Genomic DNA, 21,240 nt, shown 5'->3' on the forward strand with positions numbered 1-21,240 from the left:
GGCAAGGCCAAGTTCAGTGGTGCTCGGCCACGTCGAAGACGTTGCCTTCGGGGTCCGCGAGGGTGATCCAGTGGGTGCCGTACTCGTTGTGTTCGTCGAGCCGCTTGGCGCCCAGTCCGACCAGGCGGTCGACCTCGGCGGACCAGTCCGTGGCGGCCAGGTCGACGTGCAGGCGGTTCTTGCCGTTGCGCGGCTCCGGGACCTGGAGGAACATCAGCGTCGGCCCGGCCGCGGCCCGGTTCACGGTCGCGAAGAACTGGTTGCCATCAGCATCGACCTCGGTCGACAGCACGCCGGCCCAGAAGGTGGCGAGCGCCTGCGCGTCGGCGCAGTCGAAGGCGATGTTCTCGAGCGTTACGGACATGGTTCAGCCTTTCAGCACAGGGATCCGCCGGATCGGCCAGCAGACCTCGGTTCGGTAGTCGGCCGGATCGGGGACGTCCCCCGGGCCGATGGGGTACAACTCACGGATCGGTCCCGGCGCCACCTCGCAGTACTCCGCGACATGGCTGCCGAGCGCGCCGTACGTACGGTCGAAATCGGTCATCGGGCCGGCGTGCACGGCGATCGCGAAGTAGCCGCCGGGCAGGTCGACGAGCTCGACCCCGTCGGCCGGCGGCTGGTCCGGCGCGACCGGGAGGAAGGTCACCACCTCACCCGCGTCGTCGGTGAAGAACTCGTCGCTGTACGTCGCTCCCGAGGTCGCCCGGATGTCACCGGCGACGGCGCCGAGCTTCCCGAAGGCGTACTCACACCACGGCCCGATCTCGTCCCGCACGACGTGCCCGGTCACGCCGTACGCACGGAACGGCGGAATGAACCGGTACTGCACGTCGAGCACCGGCCGGCCGGGGGTCAGCAGTTCACGCAGCGACGTGACGACGTCTCGCGTATGGGCGAGCTCCTGCTCCATCCGCTCGAGATGAGCGCGCAACGTCTCTTCCCGGGCCGGACCGTCGGACGCCTCGACCACCGCCCGGACGTCCGGCAGCGGCATCCGCAGTTCCCGCAGCCGCCGGATCAGCAATGCGGTATCGACCTGATCGGTCCCGTAGCGCCGATAGCCGGACGAAGCGTCGATCGCGACCGGCGCGAGCAGGCCGATGTCGTGGTAGTGGTGCAGGGTTTTCACACTCAGATGCGTCAGGCGGGAGAACTCCCCCACCGTCACCGTCGCCGTCATGCGACAAGCTTCCACCCTCCGGTAGCCGGAGGGTCAAACCCGAAACTGCCCGCCTGGAAGATCCAGGCGGGCAGTTGCCGTGCGAAGGGGGTCAGCCTCGGTAGCGGCCGATCACCTTCGAGAAGTCCCACGGGTTCTGGGAGACGCCGGAGCAGGTGTCGGCGCCGCCGCCCGTGCACGGACGGTCGCGGTTCACCGACCAGAACGTGAACCGGGCCAGGTGGTGCTCGGACGCGTAGGACAGCATCGACTCGAAGTCCGACAGGTTGACGCGCTCACCGGCCACGTCGGTGATGCCGTTCATCGAGGAGATGCCGATCTTCCGGTACGCCGCGTCGTCGGTCAGCCCGTACGCCGCCTTGACCCGGTTCTTCAGCCCGTCGGCCGCCTGCCGGGTCAGCGTGCCCATGTTGGTCGACCCGCCGCCGAAGTCGAACGGCATGATCACCCAGCCGTCCAGGTTCAGCCCCGAGTTCGCACCCCGCTGGATCAGGTCCTGACCGTTCCCGTCCGGCCCGGACGTCGTGGTGCCGAAGGTCAGGTACGTCGCGATTCCCGGGTTGTTCTGCTCGACGATCTTGAGCGCGTCGACGACCTTCTGCCGGACGGCCGCCTGCGAGAACTCCTGGTCCTCGATGTCGACGTCGATCGCCTTCAGCGACAGCGCGTTGATCACCTTCTGGTACGCCGCCGCAAGCTCGCTCGCCGTACCGCAGCTCTGACCCAGCTTGTTGCCGGACCAGCCGCCGACCGAGACCACGACGTCACCGCCGTTGGACCGGATCGTGTTGATCGCCTGCTGGTCGACGCCACCGGTCAGCGGCCGGTTCCCGTCCCACTGCGGGTTGCAGTACCCGTTGGACAGGATGAACGCCATCGTGAACCACTTCACGCCGGCCGCGTTCATCACGGTCGCCGGGTTCGGCGGCTCACCCCAGCCCTGATAGAGGTACGGCGCTGCAGCCATCGGCGCACCGCCCGCCGGAGGAGGCCCGCCATCCGCGGCCGGCACGTTCCACTTCTGGTTCGCCGCACCGGTGCAGGTCCACAGCTGCAACGGCGTACTGTTCGCCGAGTTGTTGCCGGTGACATCGAGGCACTTGTTGGCCTGCGGGTTCACGAGGTCACGGCCGGACGTGTACGTCCACTGCTGCGCCGCGGACCCGTTGCACGTCCACAGCTGCACCTTCGCACCGTTGGCCACCGAGCCACCCGACACATCCAGGCACTTGCCGAGGGCCCGTAAGGTCCCGTCACTCGATCGGCTCCACTGCTGCGCAGCTGTCCCGTTGCAGTCGTACAGCTGGACCGCCGTACCGTCTGCGGAGTTGGCGCCGGCCACGTCCGCGCACTTCCCCGCGAGACCGGTGATCGTCCCGGTCGCCGCCTGTGCGGGACTCGCCATCGTCAAGAGCCCGCCGCCGAGCACGAGAGCCGCGGCGGCCGCCGCAACGCGCTTCATGACACTGTCCACTTCTGGTTGGCCGCGCCGGTGCACGTCCACAGCTGCAACGGGGTGCCGTTGGCCGAGGTGTTGTTCGTGACGTCGAGACACTTGTTCGCCTGTGGATTCACCAGGTCTCTCCCACTCGTGTAGGTCCATTGCTGGGCGGCACTGCCGTTGCACGAATAGATCTGTACCTTCGCGCCGTTCGCGACGGAGCCGGCGTTGACGTCGAGGCACTTGCCGAGGGCGCGAATCGTCCCGTCACCAGGACGGGACCACTGCTGGGCCGTCGTACCGTTGCAGTCGTACAACTGCACCGCCGTACCGTCCGCGGAGTTGGCGCCCGCGACGTCCATGCACTTGCCGGCCAGACCAGTGATCTGACCACTGGTCCCGCCACCACCACTCTGCGAGCCGGACCAGGTGAAGGTCGCCGATGTCTTGGTCGGCAGCGTGTAGACGAACGACTGCGAGCCCCAGTTCACCCGCACGGACTGCGAGCTACCCGTGGTGTTGAAGGCGATCAGGGCCTTGGAGCCGTCCGGGTTCTTCCAGGCCACGTTCTTCACCGAGCTGTTCGCGGTCGAGTCGATCCGCAGCGCCCCCGGCTTCACGAACTTCGTCAGGTGGCCCATCGTGTAGTACTCGACGGTCTTGGTGACCTGACCGCGCTGGCTGTCGTTGCGGTGCACGGTGACGAGACCGGTGCACACGTTGCAGCCGGCGCCGACGTACGGCAGGTGGTTCTCGTCCAGGGCGATGCCCCACTTCACCCACGACTTGTCCCAGTTGCGGGTGTAGTCGATCAGGTTGTTCATGTCCTCGACCTGCTGGTTCGCGATCCACGTACCGCCGGAGTGCTCGGTCATGTACGCGTTCACGCCCGGGTACTGGTTGTGCACCTGGGTCTGCAGGTTCACGTCGCCGCCGTACCCGTGCCAGGCGATGCCACCGAAGTTCGGGTCGTTGCGCAGGGCGGCGTCCGCGATCGGGACCGAGCCGAGGTCGTTGTAGTTGCCCCAGTTGTAGTCGAGGATCAGCACCTTCGTGGTCAGCCCGGCCGCGTGCAGCGCCGGCAGCAGGTTGTTCTTGGTGAACTCGAGCAGGCCGGAGCCGTTCCAGTTCATCGACGCGTAGCCGGTCGAGTCCGAGCCGCAGCACGTCGGTTCGTTCTGCACCGAGATGTAGTCGATGTGGTTGCCCTGGGCCTCGTTCTGCTGCAGGTACTTGACGAAGTACTGCGCGTACGTCGGTGCGTACTCCCACTTCAGCCAGCCGCGGTGGACGAAGTCGTTGTTGTCCTTCATCCAGGCCGGCGCGCTCCACGGCGAACCCATGACTTTCAAAGCAGGGTTGAGCTGCCGGGCCTGCTTGGTGAGCGGTACGACGTCCGCGAGGTCGTGCTGGATGCTGAAGTCGTTCAGGTCGCAGCACGTGTCGTCGTACGAGTAGTTGAAGCGGGCGAGGTCGGACGCGCCCATCGGGTTCCGGACGAAGGCGAGGCCGATCCCGTTGACCGGGTCGAACAGGTCCTTCATCACCTGGTCGCGGGTCGCGGCCGAGATCACGTTGCTGCTGTTCAGCAGCCATGCCGAACTGTCGGCGAACGACGCACCGCCGCCCTCGAAGGACTGGTACGTCGTGTTCTCGTTGACGGTGATGGTCTGGTTCGCAGTGCCGCCGGCCGGACCGAAGTTCACCGGCGTCTGCGGCTGCAGACCGCGGGTCACGTTCTGACCGGCCGCGTCGTTGGTGGTGGTCAGCCAGATGTTGACCTGTTCACCCGCGGCGGTCGAGCCGGCAGCGGGTGGAGCGGTACCGAAGCCGAGCCCGGCGGCGGCCACGCAGAGCGCGGCGACCGCCACCGGCAGGAGATGTTTGGCAGGCATGGGGCGGTTCTCCCTTGTTGCGGTATCCCTTTAGATACGGGGAGTTCGGGGCGGTTCGAGTTGTCGGCGTCTGCCCGCGCCGCAACAGGTGGTCAGCAAGAGGTAACCATCCGTGCTGATCGCTGTCAACGCCGGAACCGAGACTTTTTTCAGATCTTTTATTTAGTCCCGGGGTTGACGTGGGAGCGTTCTCACGGCACGCTGCCGCCCATTCGTTGTCCTCATTCAGACGCCCCCGAAATGAGGTACTCATGAAGCGTTCCCGCTTGCTCGCGCTCGTCGCGATCGGTGCCGCACTGATCGGCACCGCCCTCCTCCAGCCCGCGGCCACCGCGCACCAGCAGGCCGCCGCGGCAACGACCGCCACGGTCTGGGAGGACAACTTCGACGGCCCGGCCGGCCAGGCCCCCGATCCCGCCAAGTGGCGGTACGACATCGGCGGCAGCGGCTGGGGCAACAACGAGATGGAGTACTACACCAACAGCACCCGCAACTCCGCGCTGGACGGCAACGGCAACCTGGTCATCACCGCCCGCCAGGAGAACGGCGGCTTCCAGTGCCACTACGGCCCGTGCCAGTACACGTCGGCGCGGTTGCTCACCGCGCAGACCTTCACCCAGACGTACGGCCGGTTCGAGGCCCGCATCAAGATCCCCCGCGGGCAAGGGATCTGGCCGGCGTTCTGGATGCTCGGCGGCGGCAACTGGCCGAACGACGGCGAGATCGACATCATGGAGAACATCGGCAAGGAGCCCGCGACCGTGCACGGCACGATCCACGGCCCCGGGTACTCCGGCGCCGGCGGGATCGGTGCCGCGTACAACCATCCGAACGGCTGGTCGTTCGCCGACGACTTCCACACGTTCGCGGTGGACTGGGCCCCGGACTCGATCACCTGGTACGTCGACGGCGTGCAGTACCAGCGCCGTACGCCGGCCGACCTGAACGGCAACGCGTGGGTCTTCAACCACCCGTTCTTCATGATCCTGAACCTCGCGGTCGGCGGCTACTGGCCCGGCTACCCCGACGGTACGACGGTGTTCCCGCAGACCATGACCGTCGACTACGTCCGCGTCTCCACCCTCGGCAGCTCCGGCGGCACCGGCTCGCAGATCACCGGACTGGCCGGCAAGTGCCTCGACGTGGCCGGCGCAAACGCCGCTGACGGTACGGCGGTGCAGCTGTACGACTGCAACGGCACCAACGCGCAGAAGTGGAGCCGTCCGGGCGACGGCACGATCCGTGCCCTGGGCAAGTGTCTCGACGTGAACGCCGGCTCACTCACCGACGGCGCCAAGGTCCAGCTCTGGACCTGCAACGGCACCGGCGCCCAGCAATGGACCTACACGGCCGCCCACGACCTGGTGAACCCCCAGGCCAACAAGTGCCTCGACGTCACCGGCAACAACTCCGCCAACGCAACCCCCACTCAAACCTGGACCTGCACCGGCGCCACCAACCAGAAGTGGACGCTCTGACCCACCTTCCCCACACGACCACCCCCGCCCACGCCACCGCCGGGGCCCTCCCCAAACCAGTTTGGGGGAAGCACACAACCACAACCGGGGAGCACAACCGCTCGATTCGGGTGGGTAAGGCTCCCCAAACCGGTTTGGGACACGCCCAACCGCGACCGGGGAGCGCTACTGCTCGATTCGGGTGGGTGAAACTCCCCAAACCGGTTTGGGAAGGTGCGCCCAACCGGGACTGGGGAGTGCTACTGCTCGATTCGGGTGGGTGAAACTCCCCGAACCCCCGACCAGCCTGGGCAGGGGGCCCTCGGCGACGGAACTTGATACATGAGCTTCGGCGCGGGACGACTATCGCGGTAGGGGTACGGCGCCGCCGTCGCGGAGTAGGCGTACTACGGGGAGGGTCGCGGCGCCGAGGGCTACGGCGTCGCGGCCCAGTTCGCACAGGACGATGGACACCTGGGCGTACGGGCGACGGAGGGCGTGCTTGCCCACCTCAACACGTAGCTCTTCCAGGTGCTTCTCGCCCAGCAACAGGCCCGCCCAGCCGCCGAGAACGATGCGCTCGGGGTTGACCAGGTTGACCAGGTTCGCGAATCCCGCGGCCAGGTAGCCGATCGTGTCGTTGACGATTGTCGTCGCCGGCTCGGTCGTCGACTCCAGTAGTTCGACGAAGGCTGTCTCCTCGTCGCCGTCGGCAGTCCCGCCGGCAAGACGGTACCGGTCCAGGACGCCCTCCGCGCCGACGTACGCCTCGAGGCAACCCAAGGCGCCGCAGCGGCACTGGCGACCGCCGTACACGATCGTCATGTGGCCCCACTCGCCCGCACTGCTGCGGGCCCCGCGGTAGCTGGATCCACCGGCCACAAGGGCCGATCCGACACCGGAACCGACCAGTGCGACGACGGCGTCGGTCGCGCCGCGGCCCGCGCCGAACCACATCTCCGCCTGACCGAGCATGTTCGCACCGTTGTCGACGTGCACCGGAATATCGGTGCCCTCGGCAAGCAGCCTGGCGAGCGGCACGGCCTCCCAGCCGAGCGTCTGCGCGTCGACGATCGCGTTGTCCTCGACCACACCGGCGACCGCGACGCCGAGCCCGAGCACCTGCTCGGACTGGATGCCGGAGGCAGCGATCACGGTCGAAAGCCCTTCCAGTACGTGCTTCACGACCTCTTCGGGTGTCGGCGTGGCGATCGGATGGTCGGCCCGCGCCAGCACGTTCATGGCCAGGTCGAACAGTTCCACCCGGACCCGGGTCTCCCCGACCTCGGCGCCGACGACGTACCGGAATGTTGGTGCCACCCGCAACAGGACCCGCGGCCGGCCGCCCTCGGACTCGACCGAGCCGGCCTCCTCGACCACGCCCTCCGCGATCAGTTCGGCGACCAGATTGCTGACGCTCGCGGCGCTGAGCGAGGTCCGGACGGTCAGCTCCTGGCGACTCAGCGGACCCTCGCGATAGATGCCGGTGAGGATCACCGAGCGGTTGGACCGGCGCATGTCACGCACCGTGGTCCGGCGTACTTCCATCCTCGACCTCACCGTGGCAGAGCGCAGTGCGGCCCCGGGCAGGCCGCTCGCCCTGAGTTCATCATGCCGCCCCGCGGGACGGAAGAGCTCCCTTCTTCCAGCTCGTGAATTAAGCCGCGATTCGTTACCACTCCGTGATTGACGGCCCGTTGCGGTAGGGGCTTTGATCTACGGAACCGCTTCCGAAACCGGTTCCGGATCCAATCGACGATGCAGCACCCCGACCGCCCGAGGGGAGATTCAGCGTGTCCATCACGATCGCCGATGTCGCGGCCCGTGCCGGAGTCAGCAAGACGACTGTGTCACGCGTCCTCAACGGCAAGGGCGAACTGGACCTGCGCACCGCCGAACGGGTCCGGCAGGTGATCGCCGAGCTCGGCTACGTGCCGAGCGCCCGCGCGGTGGGCCTGGCCCGCGGCCGGACCCGGATCGTCGGGATGCTGGTCCCCTCGCTCACCTGGCCCTGGATGGGCGAGGTGCTGCAGGGCGCGGTCGACGTGGTCGAGAGCGAGGGCTACGGGCTGCTGCTGTTCACCTTCAACCGGGGTGAGGAATCCATGCAGCAGTTCGCGTCCCAGGTCTCGGCGCAGTCGTTCGACGGCCTGCTGGTGATCGAGCCCGAGGGCACGCTCACCTACATCGAGCAACTCCACGCGCGTGGTCTGCCGGTCGTCCTGATCGACGACCGCGACAAGCGCCCGCAGTTCCCGTCCGTCGCCACCACGAACTACGCCGGCGGCCAGTCCGCCGCCCGGCACCTGCTGGAGCTCGGCCGTCGCCGGCCACTGGTGATCACCGGCGTCGAACGCTTCGGCTGCACCCATGAACGCCTGGACGGTTTCCGCGACACCTACGCGGAGGCCGGCATCGAGCTCGACCCGGGACTGGTGTTCGAGGGCGACTTCACCCACGAGAGCGGACGCCGCGGCGTCCAGCACGCGCTCGACGAGCGACTCGAGTTCGACGCGGTCTTCGCCCACAACGACCTCTCCGCCGGCGGTGCCATCCAGGCCGTCCGGGAGACCGGGCGGAACGTGCCGAACGACGTGTCGGTGGTCGGGTTCGACGACATCCCGTACGCCGAGCACACCGAGCCGCCGCTGACCACGGTGCATCAGCCGATGCGCCAGATGGGTCAGGCCGCGGCCCGGATGCTGATGACCCACTTCGGCGGCACCCCGCTGCCGGAGGAACCCCAAGTGCTGCCGACGACCCTCATCGTCCGCAGCTCCACCGCCCCGAAGGCCCGGACCAGACCCGCCCCCCAGACCCGGTCCCACTAAGGCTCCGGTGGCGGGGCAGCTGCCCCTGTCCCGCCGCCGGCGTACCCCTCGATATCGATCCGTTAAGGCGTCCGCTCTTCCCATGAGAGCGTTCTCACGCCACGATGCAGTCGCTCTCCCGGCTCAGGGGAGAGCATCCGCCAACAGATTCACAGGAGGAACCGATGCGAGCACGACGTACAGTCGCGCTGGCCCTCACGGGCTTGCTCGCGGCAGCCGCGCTGGCTGCTTGTAGCAGCGGGGACGGTCAGTCAGGCAGTTCCGGGAACAACGGCTCGGGCACCGCCGCGACCGTTCTGAACATCGGCATGCCGAACGGTCCGCAGACCGAGAACCACAACCCGTTCCTCGGCTCCTCCTCGGGCGCCTCGCTGGGCTACCGCTGGATGATCTTCGAGCCGCTGGTGATGATCAACGGGATCAAGCCGACCGAGCCGGGCAAGCCGTGGCTGGCGACCGAGTGGAAGTGGGACGCCAACTACACCAAGCTCTCGCTGACCGTCCGCGAGGGCGTGAAGTTCTCCGACGGCCAGCCGATGACCGCCGACGACGTGGCGTACTCGTTCCAGATCCGCAAGGACAACGAGGGCCTCAACCAGGACGCGATCCCGTACGGCACCATCACCGCGTCCGGCAACAAGGTCGACCTGACCTTCACCCGGTCGCAGTTCACCAACCAGAACAAGATCCTGACCGTGTTCGTGATCCCGAAGCACCAGTGGTCGACGATCAAGGACCCGAGCCAGGACACCCTGAAGAGCCCGATCGGCACCGGTCCGTACACAGTGAAGTCGTTCACCCCGCAGACCACCACGCTGACGTTGCGCGACTCGTACTGGCAGGACCTGCCGAAGGTCAAGGAGCTGCGGTACACGTCGTACAACGACAACAACGCGCAGACCACCGCGCTGGCCAACGGCGCGTCGGAGTGGAGCTTCGTCTTCGTCCCGAACGTGAAGGCCGTCTTCCAGGACAAGGACCCGAAGAACCACAAGCTGTGGTTCCCGGCGAACCTCGGCATCCACGGTCTGTGGATCAACACCACCCGCAAACCCTTCGACAACCCGGCGTTGCGGCGCGCGATGAACCTGGTGATCAACCGCGACGACATCTTCCAGCAGGGCGAGGCCGGGTACTTCTACCCGAAGGTCGAGTCGATGACCGGCATCCCGACGCCGGCCGGTGAGTCCTTCATCGCTCCGGAGTACAAGGACCTGAAGCACAAGGTGGACGTGGAGGCGGCCAAGAAGGAGCTCACCGACGCCGGCTTCAAGCTCGAGGGCGACGCGCTCAAGGACCCGACCGGCAAGCCGGTGACGATCACGCTGACCGACCCGGCCGGCTGGTCCGACTACATCACCGATCTCGAGATCATCAAGGACAACCTGTCCACGATCGGGATCAAGGCGACCGTCGACAAGGCCAACCAGGACGCCTGGTTCAAGAACATCGACGAGGGCAACTTCGACGCCGCGATGCACTGGACCAACGGCGGAGCGACGCCGTACGACATCTACCAGAACATCATGGACGGCAAGATCCTGAAGCCGGTCGGCAAGGGCGGCGTGAGCGGCAACTACGGGCGGTTCAACAGCCCGGAGGCGACCAAGGCGCTCGACCAGTACGCGAACGCCGCGGACGATGCGGCCCGCACCACCGCGCTGAACACGCTGCAGAAGATCATGGTCGAGCAGATGCCGATCATCCCGACCTCGGCGTCCAACGTCGGCGGTCTCTACAGCACCAAGAACTGGGTCGGCTGGCCCGACGAGCAGAACCAGTACGGGCCGGCGCAGCCGACCCAGCAGAACGCTCTGCAGATCATCCTCAACCTGAAGCCCGCCGGCACCCAGTGATTCGGACCGCGGCGCCGGAGGGCCTCCTCCGGCGCCGCGGACCCACCACCTACATCCGGCGAGCGCAGCCAGGCGGCGAGCGCAGCGAGCCGTGATTGGAGTCTCATGACGGTCACTGAGACCGAGGTTGTTCTGGAGGCCGAGGGCCTCACCAAGCATTTCCCGGTACGGCGCGGACTCCGCGACCTGCTCACCCGCGAGCACAAGGCCGTGCACGCGGTGGACGACGTGAAACTCACCCTGCGCCGGGGCCGCGTGACCGCGCTGGTCGGCGAGTCCGGATCGGGCAAGTCCACGGTCGCGCGACTGCTGGCGCAGTTGTACGGGCGTACTGCGGGTGAGATCCGGCTGCACGGGGAGCCGATCACCGTGCGCGGCGGCCGGAAGTTCCGTGCGTACGCGCGCCGCGTGCAGATGATCTTCCAGGACCCGTTCGCCTCGCTGAACCCGACGCACACCGTGCGGTACCACCTGACCCGGTCGCTTCGCATTCACGGTCGCGCGGGCGACCTCGAGGACAATCTGCGCGACCTCCTGGTGCAGGTTCAACTCACTCCCCCGGAGCGGTACCTGGACAAGTTCCCCCACGAGCTGTCCGGCGGTCAGCGGCAGCGCGTGTCGATCGCCCGCGCGCTCGGCGCGGACCCCGAGGCGCTGCTCGCCGACGAGCCGGTCTCGATGCTGGACGTGTCGATCCGCCTCGGCGTACTGAACCTGCTGCGGGACCTGAAGGAACGGCTCAACCTCGCCATCCTCTACATCACCCACGACATCGCCTCGGCCCGGTACTTCGCCGACGAGACGCTGGTGATGTACGCCGGCGGCATGGTCGAGGGCGGCGACTCCGAGACCGTCACGCAGAACCCCGCGCACCCGTACACCCGGCTGCTGATCGAGAGCGCGCCGGATCCCGATCGGCTCGGTGAGCTGAGCAAGCCCGAGGACCAGGCCGGTGGCGAACCGCCCAGCCTGATCGCGCCGCCGGGCGGCTGCCGGTTCAATCCGCGCTGCGTGCACGCGATGCCGAAGTGCTCGACCGATCTTCCGCCTCGCTTCGAGCTCCCTGTTGCAGGCCATTGGGCTGCCTGCTGGCTCTACGAAGAGGGGGCGGCGCGATGAAGTTCCTTCTGCAGCGGCTGGCCTTCTACCTCTTCACCGCCTGGGCCGCGCTGACCATCAACTTCTTCATCCCGCGGCTGATCCCGGGCGACCCGGTGACGTCGCTGATCAACAAGTTCCAGGGCCAGATGAGCACCGACGCGATCAACTCGCTGTACGTGCTGTTCGGCCTGGACAAGAACGCGTCGATCTGGAGCCAGTACGTCGACTACTGGGGCCAGGTGTTCCACGGCGACCTGGGGCTGTCGTTCACGTTCTTCCCGACGCCGGTGTCGGAGATCCTGAGGCAGAGCCTGCCGTGGACGATCGCGCTCGTCGGCATCACGACGTTCGCCAGCTTCATGATCGGTACGTCGCTCGGCGTGCTGGCCGGCTGGCGGCGCGGCTCGATCATGGACGGGCTGTTGCCCGTGACAACGTTCCTGTCGTCGATCCCGTACTTCTGGCTCGGTCTGCTGGCGATCACGCTGCTCGCCGGACCGGACAGCTTCTTCCCGTCGTCCGGTGGTTACGAGCCGGGGCTGGTTCCGTCGTGGAACGCCGAGTTCATCGGCAGCGCCGTACAGCACAGTCTGCTGCCCGCCATCACGATTCTCATCTCGTCGGTGAGCGGCTGGATCCTCACCATGCGGAACATGATGGTGACGGTGGCCTCCGAGGACTACATCACCGTCGCGCATGCCAAGGGCCTGCCCGAGCGCCGGGTGATGGTGAGCTACGCGGCCCGGAACGCGCTGCTGCCGAACGTGTCCGGATTCGCGCTGTCGCTCGGCTTCATCGTCGGCGGCACGCTGCTGGTGGAGATCGTCTTCTCCTACCCGGGCATCGGCTACAACCTGTTCCAGGCTGTCGGCGCGAAGGACTACCCGCTGATGCAGGGCGTCTTCCTGGTGATCACGCTGTCGGTCCTGGTGGCCAACCTGCTCGCCGACGTCGTGTACCTGCTCCTCGACCCGCGTACCCGGAAGGAGGGCTGAGATGTCCGCACCAGCCACCACCATCACCGCGGTCACGCCAGATGGGCCGGAGGTCGCGGTTGCCCCGGTCAAGCGCCGACGGCTGCGGTTCGTCGCGAACCCGAAGGCCGCGACCGGCCTGGCCGTGCTGGCGTTCTTCTGCCTGATCGCGATCATCGGCCCGTGGGTCGCGCCGTACGACCCGTCCGCCCGGAGCAGCGACCTGATCCAGGCGCCGTCCGGCAAGCACTGGTTCGGTACGACGCACCTCGGGCAGGACATCTTCAGCCAGGTGCTCGTCGGCACCCGCGGCGTGATGTTCGTCGGCCTGCTGGCCGGCCTGGTCGCGACCGCGTTGTCGATCCTGATCGGCGTCAGCGCGGGCTTCCTCGGCGGTGCCGCGGACGACAGTCTGTCCGCGCTGTCCAACGTTTTCCTGGTGATTCCGGCACTCCCGCTGATCATCATCGTCGCCTCGACGATCCCCTCGGCCGGTGACCTGATGGTTGCCCTGGTCATCGGTTTGACCTCGTGGGCGTGGGGTGCGCGGGTGCTCCGGGCGCAAACGTTGTCCTTGCGCCGGCGGGACTACGTCGAGGCCGCGCGGGCGACCGGTGAGAGCACCTGGCGGATCATCACGTTCGAGATCATGCCGAACCTGACCGCGATCATCGCGTCCGGTTTCGTCGGCACGGTGATCTTCGCGGTGATGTCCGAGATCACGCTGGCCTTCATCGGGATCTCGACGATCTCCGAGTGGAACTGGGGCACGATCCTGTTCTGGGCGCAGAGCCAGCAGGCACTCGCGCAGGGCGCGTGGTGGTGGTTCGTCCCGGCCGGTCTGGCCATCGCGGTCCTCGGTACGGCGCTGTCGCTGATCAACTTCGGCATCGACGAGTTCGTCAGCCCGCGGTTGCGGTCGAGCGGTCACACCCGGGTCAAGACGAAGGACGGGCACTCTGTGCGGATGCGGGTCGGGTTCACGCCCGTCCTGTCGTCGAAGGCCGCGCCGGTGACTCCCGTCGTACCCCGTCGTGAAAAGGAGGAGGTCGCGTGAAGGCGCCGGTGCTCGAGATCAAGAACTTTCACGTCGACTACGGCTTGGGGGAGCAGGCGGTGCAGGCGGTGCGGGACGTCACGCTCACGTTGCACCGCGGCGAGGTGCTCGGGCTGGCGGGTGAGAGCGGCAGCGGGAAGTCGACGCTGGCGTACGGCGTGACGCGGCTGCTGCCCCCGCCCGGGGTGATCAGCGGCGGGTCGGTCGTCTACCACCCTGCTTCGGGCGATCCGTACGACGTGATGACGCTGACCGATACGGAACTGCGGAAATTCCGGTGGGCCGAGACGTCGATCGTGTTCCAGGGGGCGATGAACTCGCTGAACCCGGTGCACAAGGTCTCGACCCAGATGCTCGACGTGATCAAGGCGCACGAGCCGCACCTGTCGCCGCAGGCCCGGATCGCCCGGGCTCAGGAAATGCTGAAACTCGTCGGGATTTCCGCGGACCGGATGGATGCGTACCCCCACCAGTTGTCCGGCGGGATGCGGCAGCGGGTGATGATCGGGATGGCGCTCGTCCTCGAGCCGCAGGTCGTGATCATGGACGAGCCGACGACCGCGCTGGACGTGGTGATGCAGCGGCAGATCCTCGCGCAACTGGTCGAGCTGCGCGAGCGGCTCGGGTTCTCGGTGCTGTTCATCACCCACGACCTGTCGTTGCTGGTCGAGTTCTCGGACCGGATCGCGATCATGTACGGCGGCCGCATCGTCGAGGAAGCCCGCTCCGCGGATCTGTACAAGGACTCCCTGCATCCTTACAGCGAAGGTCTGCTCAAGTCCTTCCCCGCACTCCGCGGCGAACGGCGCGAACTGGCCGGAATCCCCGGCTCCCCACCGGACCTGCGCGGCATGCCGTCCGGCTGCTCGTTCCATCCCCGATGCCCACAAGCCTTCGACCGTTGCGCTGCCGAGATCCCGCTGCTCGAGATCCCGTCGGCCCGCAACGATCCCAACCGTTCCGTCGCGTGCTGGCTCCCTGGCCGCACCGCCTAGAAGGGCAACTATGAACGAGCGAAGCGAGTTCATCATCAAGCACAGCGCATCTCGTGTCTCATCCGCGCCCGGAGCGAAGCGAGGACGTGGATGAGCACAACTTCTGTTTCGGGGGCGGCCGCACTGGTCGCGGGGTTTCCGTCCGGATTCCGCTGGGGTGTCGCGACGTCGGCGTACCAGATCGAGGGCGCGGTCGCGGAGGACGGCCGGACGCCGTCGATCTGGGACACGTACTGCCGGGTGCCGGGAGCGATCGACAACGGCGACACCGGCGACACCGCCTGCGACCACTACCACCGGATGCCGCAAGACGTTGCCCTGATCAAGGACCTCGGCCTGGACACGTACCGCTTCTCGGTGGCCTGGCCACGGGTGCAGCCGCACGGCAAGGGCCCGGTGAACCCGGCCGGGATCGGGTTCTACGACCGGCTCGTCGACGAGCTGCTTGCCCAGGGCATCGACCCGTGGGTGACGCTGTACCACTGGGACCTGCCGCAGGAGCTCGAGGACGCCGGCGGCTGGCCGGTGCGCGACACGGCGTACCGGTTCGCCGAGTACGCGATGCTCGTGTTCGACGCGTTGAAGGACCGGGTCAACACCTGGACGACGCTGAACGAGCCGTGGTGCTCGGCGATGCTCGGCTACGCGTACGGCGCGCATGCTCCGGGTCGGCGCGAGTACCCGGCAGCGCTGGCCGCCGTACATCATCTGCTGCTCGGCCACGGCCTGGCGACGCAGGCGATGCGCGAGGCGTCACCACGCAAGCTCGACATCGGCATCACGCTCAACGTCGCGACGTCGTACCCCGCTTCGGATGCGGAGCCGGACGTGGACGCGGCGCGACGTGCGGACGGGATGGGCCGACGGATCTACCTCGACCCGCTGGTGCACGGGCACTACCCGGCCGACGTGGTCGCGGACCTCGCGCGGGACGGGGTCGAGTTGCCGATCGAGGACGGCGACCTGGAGATCATCGCGGCGCCCATCGACGTACTCGGGGTGAACTACTACTTCAGCCAGAAGTTCACCGGGTACGCCGAGGACGGCAGCACCGTCGACGCTCAGGGCCTGCCAGTAAGTCGCGACGTACCGCTCGGCAAGCCGCGCACCGCCATGGACTGGGAGATCGTCCCGGAGGGATTCACCGACCTCCTCCTCAGCATCGCCCGCGACTACCCCGGCCTCCCGATGGTCATCACCGAGAACGGCTCCGCCTTCGAGGACGTCCCCGACGAGAACGGTTACGTCGACGACACCGACCGTACGGCGTACTTCACCTCCCACCTGTCCGCGGTCGCCGACGCCATCACCCAAGGCGCCGACATCCGCGGCTACCTCGCCTGGTCCCTCATGGACAACTTCGAATGGGCCTACGGCTACGCCAAACGCTTCGGCATCACCCGCGTCGACTACGAAACCCAGGCCCGCATCCCCAAGGCGAGTGCCCTTTACCTCAAGGAACTAGCCGAGCAACACCGGGCGAGGTAGGACGCCCAGGCCATCACAATCGTCCCGTTGCCCGCCCGTCAGGCGGGCACCACCTGCACAGCCGACGATTGTGATGGCCTGGAGATCCGCTTGGCGTGCGGCCATTGCCTCGGGCTCAGCCGCTGGTGGTGGCCTCGACGATCTGTTCGGCGACTACCCGGAGCTTCGTGTTGCCGTCCTGGGAGAGTCTGGTGAGGAAGGCGAAAGCGCGGTCGTCGGTGAGCTTGTATCGCTCCATGACGACCCCCACCGCCTTGCCGATGAGCCCGCGTGTGCGCACGGCCTCTTGCAGGTTGTGGATCTCCCGGGCGTACTCGATCGCCATCGCGGCCTGGTGCTGGAACAGCACGCCCAGCGCGCCGAAGTCACCGAACGCACCGGGCCGGCGGGCATAGAGATTCAGCGCACCCCGCGACTTCGGAGCGTCGAAGAGCCGGATGCCGGCCTGGGCCTCGATACCGGCGGCGACGGCTGTCGCGGCGTACCGCGGGAAGCGTGGATCGCCGTCCAGGTTCGGCGAGATGACGTGGACGGAATCGGCCGCGGCGTCGTAGCAAGGTCCTTCCCGCAACTCGTACTGGGCCGCGTCGACCCCCCAGAGCAACTCATCGGTCGGCGCGACCGTTTCCAGACGGCCGTCGAAGTGCAGAATCGTGATGCTGGCGAAGTCCACCTCCGGCAGCACCTCGACCGCGGCCGCCGTAATCCGCCCGAGAGTATGGTCGAGGTCACCGGGCGTGAGCACCTTCGACAGACGTTCTGCCTGCTCCAGCAGCAGTTGCGTATCCATTGCCGCCCGGTACCCGTTTCAAGCCCCACCGACGCCGACGTACACAACGTGGCCGTCCGGTCGCGATGTGACGCAGAATCGTCGGATGAACCTTCCTCTGATCCCGGCACCGGCGACCGCGTCCGCCTTCGATGAAACGTTTGTCCTGACGTCAGCCTCGGGTGTCGTCCACTCATCTGAGCTCGCCGGTCCCGTCGCTCGCTTCCTCGAGGACGTGCAGCTCGATGCCGGCCTCACGCTGACTGGCGACTCGGGTATCCACGTCGACCTCGGGAGCGTCGCCGGCGTACCACCGGCCGCTGGTCTGCGAGCCGACGGTGCGGCCCTGGACGAGCGCCACGGCGTGGAGGTCACGCCCGAGGGCGTCCGGGTGTGGGGTCCGACGCCGGAGGCGGTGTACCGAGGCCTCACCTCGCTCCGGCAACTCATCTCCGCGCAAATTCAGGAGGGTACGGCCGTGCTGCCGGCTGGTCGGATCGTCGACGGGCCGCGGTTCGCGTGGCGGGGGTTGTCACTCGATGTAGTGCGGACGTTTCACGCGCCGGACGAGGTACGGCGGGTCATCGACATGCTCGCGTTGTACAAGCTCAACGTGCTGCACCTTCATCTCACGGACGATCAGGGCTGGCGGGTCGAGGTACCGTCGCGGCCGGCGTTGACCGAGGTGGGTGCGACCGGGGCGATCGGTGATCGTCCCGGTGGGTACTACACGCAGGCGGAGCTGGCGGAGCTGGTCGCGTATGCGGCGGACCGCTACGTGACCGTCGTACCGGAGATCGACATGCCTGGGCACACAGCGGCCGTGTTCAAGGCGTACCCGGAGCTCGGGCCCGCGGAGCCTCAGACGATCGACGTCGGGAACGGCGACAAGCTTCACCTCGGCACGCTGGATCCGGGACGGGACGAGACCTGGGCGTTCGTCGAGGACGTGCTGGATGCGGTCATCCCGCAGTTCCCGCGAAGTGCGTACGTTCACATCGGCGGTGACGAGACCTGGGGTATGGCCGACGAGGACCACGCGGCGTTCGTCGAGAAGGCGGCTGCGCTCGTCCGGGAGCGCGGGAAGAAGGTCGTCGGCTGGCAGGAGATCGCCCGCGCGAAGCTCGGATCCGAGGATGTCGTGCAGTACTGGCTGGACCTCGACATCGACAAGATGGGCGAGAACCCCGACGCGCCGACACCGCCCGAGGAACTGCTGCCGGTGCTGGTCGAGGCGCTGCGGAAAGCGAAGTACGACGCCCCGAAGGCGCTCGAGCAGGGCGCGAAGCTGATCGTCTCACCGGTGACCTGGCTGTACTTCGACCGCCCGCACGCCGACACGTCCGCGGACCCATCGCAAGAGCAGGCGCGAGAGCGTCTGGGCCTGCAGTTCTACGGCGCGGCGTCCATTGAACACGGCATCTCGTGGGACCCCGTCGACACCTTGCCCGGTATCGACAGCACCGATCAGATCGCCGGCGTCGAGGCCGCCATCTGGTGCGAGACCATCACCAGCTCAGAGGATCTGGAGCTGCTGCTCCTCCCCCGCATCCCCGGTCTGGCGGAGAAGGCCTGGTCTCACCAGACCGCCACCAACTGGCCGGAGTACGCCCTCCGCCTGGGCCAGCAGTCCCCTACCTGGCGCAACCGCCGGTGGACCTGGTTGCGTTCAACCGAGGTGCCCTGGACCTGACCGCACCTTGAGCACCCCCAACCATTCTTGGTTGGGGGTGCTCGAAGGGCTGTCAGCAGGTTGCGGTGGGCGCTGCCCAGTCGGCGCGGTCGTTGTAGCCGCCGTCGCCGGCGTCGCCGACGAGCAGGTCGAGGACCCGTACGCCGGTCAGGTCGACGTCGAACTGCTTCGGGGTGAAGCGGTCGACGGTGCCGCTGTCGAACAGGACCTTGCCGTCCCCGGCGACCTGGAACGTCGACGTACCACCGTCCGGACCGACGTTACTGACCACATCATCGATGCCCACGGTGCCGGTCAGCCGCGAGCACGACTTGCCGAGGTAGTACCGGATCAGGGACGGGGACGCGACACCGATGCCGGTGGAGTACGTCGTACCGGTGAGCTTGATCGGGTTGCCGCCGCCGACGCTCTCGTCGATCGTCGGCGACATCCAGCCGCTGGTCGCGGTGATCCACTGGTGATGTGACAACGGCACGGTCCCACTCGGTGGCGCGGGTGCGACGACCACCGGAGACAGCACGGTCGTCTGCCGCTGCTCGCCGTACAGCAGCGTCCGGTACGTCGTGGTGGCCGTGAGGCTCGCTGTTCCGGGTGGCGCCGTGGGCGGGAGCGTCACAGTGAATGCGAACGTCGCCTGCTTCCCGCCCTCGATCAGGTCAGGCGCCTTGGACAACGGCGTCGCGGTCCATCCGGTGCCACCGGCAACCTTCACCGTCGGCGCGAACACAGGCACTGAACTATCGTTGCGCACGACAACCTGCACCGTCAGCTCGTCCCCACCGGCCACCACCGGCGCCGTACCTTCGGGCTGGGCGTCCGTTCCGACCTTCGTCACCTGCGGGATCCCCGCTGTCACATGCGGAATCCCCGGAACGCCACGGGCGGGTTCGACGCGGAACAACGCCGTACCGTGGGCGGGCACCGCTGCGCTGATCACGCCGGCGCTCTCGGTCACCTTGTTCGTCCACGCGTTCTTCAGCGTGAACCGCGACCCGCTCAGACCGACCGCGGTGGCCGTCGTCGTCAGGGTCTTCGCACTGTCACCCCGGTTGAGCAGTACGACGGCGCGGCTGCCGTCGGCGAGCCGCTTGACCCACGTCTCCGTCGTACCGGCCGCACCGACCCGGACAGCCTGTACGGCGGCTTTGTCCTGGTTGATCGCGAGTACGTCGGGATCGGTCAGCATCCCGATCGTCGTTGCGCTGAGCTTGCGGACGTCGCTGCCGATGACCAGCGGCGCGGCGGCCACCGCCCACAGCGTGAGCTGTGTACGGAACTCCTCGTCGCTCATCCCGAGCTCCGGTGCCAGGTAGTCCGGGTCACTGAACGCACCCGGCTTCACGACCTCCGGGTGCCGCGCGTTCGCGTCGTAGTTCCGCAGTACGTCCTTGAACTTGATGTCGCCCTGGAACCCGACGTCGGTGTACGTACGCCACGACTGCGCGATCCCCGGCGCGTACGACCACGAGTTGATCGACTGCTGGGACTCCGGGTAGTTGCCCCAGTCCGGCGACGTCACCGGGTTGCACAGGTTGAAGATCATCGGCCGGTGGCTGGCGTTGTTGCGCAGCGCCTGGGCGAACTCGGTGTAGACCGTCTTCGGGTCCAGGTTCGCCGCGATCCCGCACAGGTAGTCGACCTTGACGGCGTCGAACCCCCACGCGGCGAACTGATCTGCGTCGCGCTGGTAGTACCCACCGCTGCCGAGGCCGCACTTGCCCGGGATGTACGGACCGGCGTCGGTGTAGATGCCCGCCTTCAGGCCCTTGCCGTGGATGTAGTCGACCAGCGGCTTCAGCCCGTTCGGGAACTTGGCCGGGTTGGGCACCAGGTCGCCGGCGTCGCTGCGGGACTGATCGGCCTGCCAGCCGCCGTCCAGCCAGACGATGTCGTAGCCGGCCTTCGCGAGGCCGCGGCTCACCAGGGAGTCCGCGACCGACTTGATCGTGTCCTCGGTGAAGTCGCCACCGAGTCCGTAGTACGTGTTCCAGCCCTGGTACGGCGTCGGGCTGAGGACCGGAGCTGTGGCCTGAGCCGCCACAGCTCCGGTCGTGGTGGTCACGCCGGCTATCAGAGCCGCCGCGATCAACCCACCTAGAAGTCGCGTGAGAACCCCACCAGAAGGTCTTTTCATGTTTTTCTTCCCTTGCTGCCGTTTGAGCGGACGGTCAGTCGAGCTGCTCGACGACCAGGCAGTGCGAGTCGGCGGGCCCGTCGAACGGGATCCCGACCTGCAGCAGGTAGCTGCCCGGGTAGGTCTCGTTGTCCACCCGGTAGTTCTTCGCCGGATGCAGCCCGGCCAGCGGCACCCGCCGCGGCCGGGTCGGCAGCGTGCCGCGCACGTTGCCGTCGCCGGTCTCCCACAGGAACACCACGGACCGGTCCGCGCCGACGTACTGCACGCCGTCCGACAGCCCGTAGACCTCGCTTTCGGCAATCAACTCCCGAAAGTCCTTGTACTGCTCGATATGGCGTGCTGCCGTCTTCAGCGGGTGACCTG

At 67.4% G+C, this 21,240-nt stretch carries 17 protein-coding genes; 9 read left to right on the top strand and 8 right to left on the bottom strand.

Going from position 1 to position 21,240, the window contains the following annotated elements:
* Positions 1–13 precede the first annotated feature (13 nt).
* The 4 genes from EV137_RS25030 to EV137_RS25045 all read right to left on the bottom strand — a co-directional run bounded on the left by EV137_RS25030 (position 14) and on the right by EV137_RS25045 (position 4,519).
* A complete protein-coding gene (locus EV137_RS25030) occupies positions 14–364 on the bottom strand; it encodes a VOC family protein (RefSeq protein WP_134131034.1) in 351 nt (116 codons plus the stop codon).
* Positions 365–367: 3 nt separating this feature from the next.
* Positions 368–1,183, bottom strand: coding sequence for a MerR family transcriptional regulator (locus EV137_RS25035; RefSeq protein WP_134007184.1), 816 nt, complete (start codon positions 1,181–1,183; stop codon positions 368–370).
* 91 nt (positions 1,184–1,274) lie between these two features.
* Positions 1,275–2,645: a chitinase gene (locus tag EV137_RS41520; RefSeq protein ID WP_134131035.1), complete on the bottom strand. Its 1,371-nt coding sequence runs from the start codon at positions 2,643–2,645 to the stop codon at positions 1,275–1,277.
* Positions 2,642–4,519, bottom strand: coding sequence for a ricin-type beta-trefoil lectin domain protein (locus EV137_RS25045; protein ID WP_134131036.1), 1,878 nt, complete (start codon positions 4,517–4,519; stop codon positions 2,642–2,644). The genes EV137_RS41520 and EV137_RS25045 overlap by 4 nt, the downstream gene beginning before the upstream one ends.
* 251 nt (positions 4,520–4,770) lie before the next feature.
* Here EV137_RS25045 and EV137_RS25050 point away from each other — a divergent pair, with 251 nt between their 5' ends.
* The gene (locus EV137_RS25050; RefSeq protein ID WP_134131037.1) at positions 4,771–5,997 is read left to right on the top strand and encodes a glycoside hydrolase family 16 protein; all 1,227 of its coding nucleotides are present in this window, start codon (positions 4,771–4,773) and stop codon (positions 5,995–5,997) included.
* A gap of 342 nt (positions 5,998–6,339) precedes the next feature.
* On the opposite strand, the gene EV137_RS25055 is transcribed toward EV137_RS25050, so the two are convergent.
* Positions 6,340–7,524, bottom strand: coding sequence for an ROK family transcriptional regulator (locus tag EV137_RS25055; RefSeq protein ID WP_134007176.1), 1,185 nt, complete (start codon positions 7,522–7,524; stop codon positions 6,340–6,342).
* Between the two features lie 245 nt (positions 7,525–7,769).
* Here EV137_RS25055 and EV137_RS25060 point away from each other — a divergent pair, with 245 nt between their 5' ends.
* The 7 genes from EV137_RS25060 to EV137_RS25090 all read left to right on the top strand — a co-directional run bounded on the left by EV137_RS25060 (position 7,770) and on the right by EV137_RS25090 (position 16,278).
* Entirely contained in the window at positions 7,770–8,807 is a 1,038-nt protein-coding gene (locus tag EV137_RS25060; RefSeq protein WP_134007174.1) for a LacI family DNA-binding transcriptional regulator, read from the top strand.
* Positions 8,808–8,971: 164 nt separating this feature from the next.
* The gene (locus EV137_RS25065; protein WP_134131038.1) at positions 8,972–10,663 is read left to right on the top strand and encodes an ABC transporter substrate-binding protein; all 1,692 of its coding nucleotides are present in this window, start codon (positions 8,972–8,974) and stop codon (positions 10,661–10,663) included.
* 105 nt (positions 10,664–10,768) lie between these two features.
* Positions 10,769–11,782, top strand: coding sequence for an ABC transporter ATP-binding protein (locus tag EV137_RS25070; protein ID WP_134131039.1), 1,014 nt, complete (start codon positions 10,769–10,771; stop codon positions 11,780–11,782).
* On the top strand, positions 11,779–12,759 hold the full coding sequence (locus tag EV137_RS25075) for an ABC transporter permease (protein WP_134131040.1): 981 nt from the start codon (positions 11,779–11,781) through the stop codon (positions 12,757–12,759). The genes EV137_RS25070 and EV137_RS25075 overlap by 4 nt, the downstream gene beginning before the upstream one ends.
* 1 nt (position 12,760) lies before the next feature.
* On the top strand, positions 12,761–13,795 hold the full coding sequence (locus tag EV137_RS25080; protein ID WP_134131041.1) for an ABC transporter permease: 1,035 nt from the start codon (positions 12,761–12,763) through the stop codon (positions 13,793–13,795).
* Positions 13,792–14,790: an ABC transporter ATP-binding protein gene (locus EV137_RS25085; protein WP_134131042.1), complete on the top strand. Its 999-nt coding sequence runs from the start codon at positions 13,792–13,794 to the stop codon at positions 14,788–14,790. The genes EV137_RS25080 and EV137_RS25085 overlap by 4 nt, the downstream gene beginning before the upstream one ends.
* A gap of 90 nt (positions 14,791–14,880) precedes the next feature.
* On the top strand, positions 14,881–16,278 hold the full coding sequence (locus EV137_RS25090) for a GH1 family beta-glucosidase (protein WP_134131043.1): 1,398 nt from the start codon (positions 14,881–14,883) through the stop codon (positions 16,276–16,278).
* Positions 16,279–16,393: 115 nt separating this feature from the next.
* Here EV137_RS25090 and EV137_RS25095 read toward each other — a convergent pair whose 3' ends face one another.
* On the bottom strand, positions 16,394–17,068 hold the full coding sequence (locus EV137_RS25095) for a GAF and ANTAR domain-containing protein (RefSeq protein ID WP_134007160.1): 675 nt from the start codon (positions 17,066–17,068) through the stop codon (positions 16,394–16,396).
* A gap of 85 nt (positions 17,069–17,153) precedes the next feature.
* On the opposite strand from EV137_RS25095, the gene EV137_RS25100 reads away from it, so the two are divergent.
* The gene (locus EV137_RS25100; protein WP_166680013.1) at positions 17,154–18,740 is read left to right on the top strand and encodes a beta-N-acetylhexosaminidase; all 1,587 of its coding nucleotides are present in this window, start codon (positions 17,154–17,156) and stop codon (positions 18,738–18,740) included.
* Positions 18,741–18,792: 52 nt separating this feature from the next.
* Here the strand turns inward: EV137_RS25100 and EV137_RS25105 are convergent, their stop codons facing one another.
* Both EV137_RS25105 and EV137_RS41145 read right to left on the bottom strand, forming a co-directional pair.
* Positions 18,793–20,802 carry an NPCBM/NEW2 domain-containing protein gene (locus EV137_RS25105; RefSeq protein ID WP_202871142.1) on the bottom strand — a complete coding sequence of 670 codons (2,010 nt, stop codon included), beginning with the start codon at positions 20,800–20,802 and terminating at the stop codon, positions 18,793–18,795.
* A 106-nt stretch (positions 20,803–20,908) separates the two neighbouring features.
* Positions 20,909–21,181, bottom strand: coding sequence for a GH36 C-terminal domain-containing protein (locus EV137_RS41145; RefSeq protein WP_202871143.1), 273 nt, complete (start codon positions 21,179–21,181; stop codon positions 20,909–20,911).
* Between the last annotated feature and the right edge of the window lie 59 nt (positions 21,182–21,240).

This window comes from Kribbella pratensis (assembly GCF_004366075.1).
In the GTDB taxonomy this organism is placed as follows: Bacteria; Actinomycetota; Actinomycetes; order Propionibacteriales; family Kribbellaceae; genus Kribbella; species Kribbella pratensis.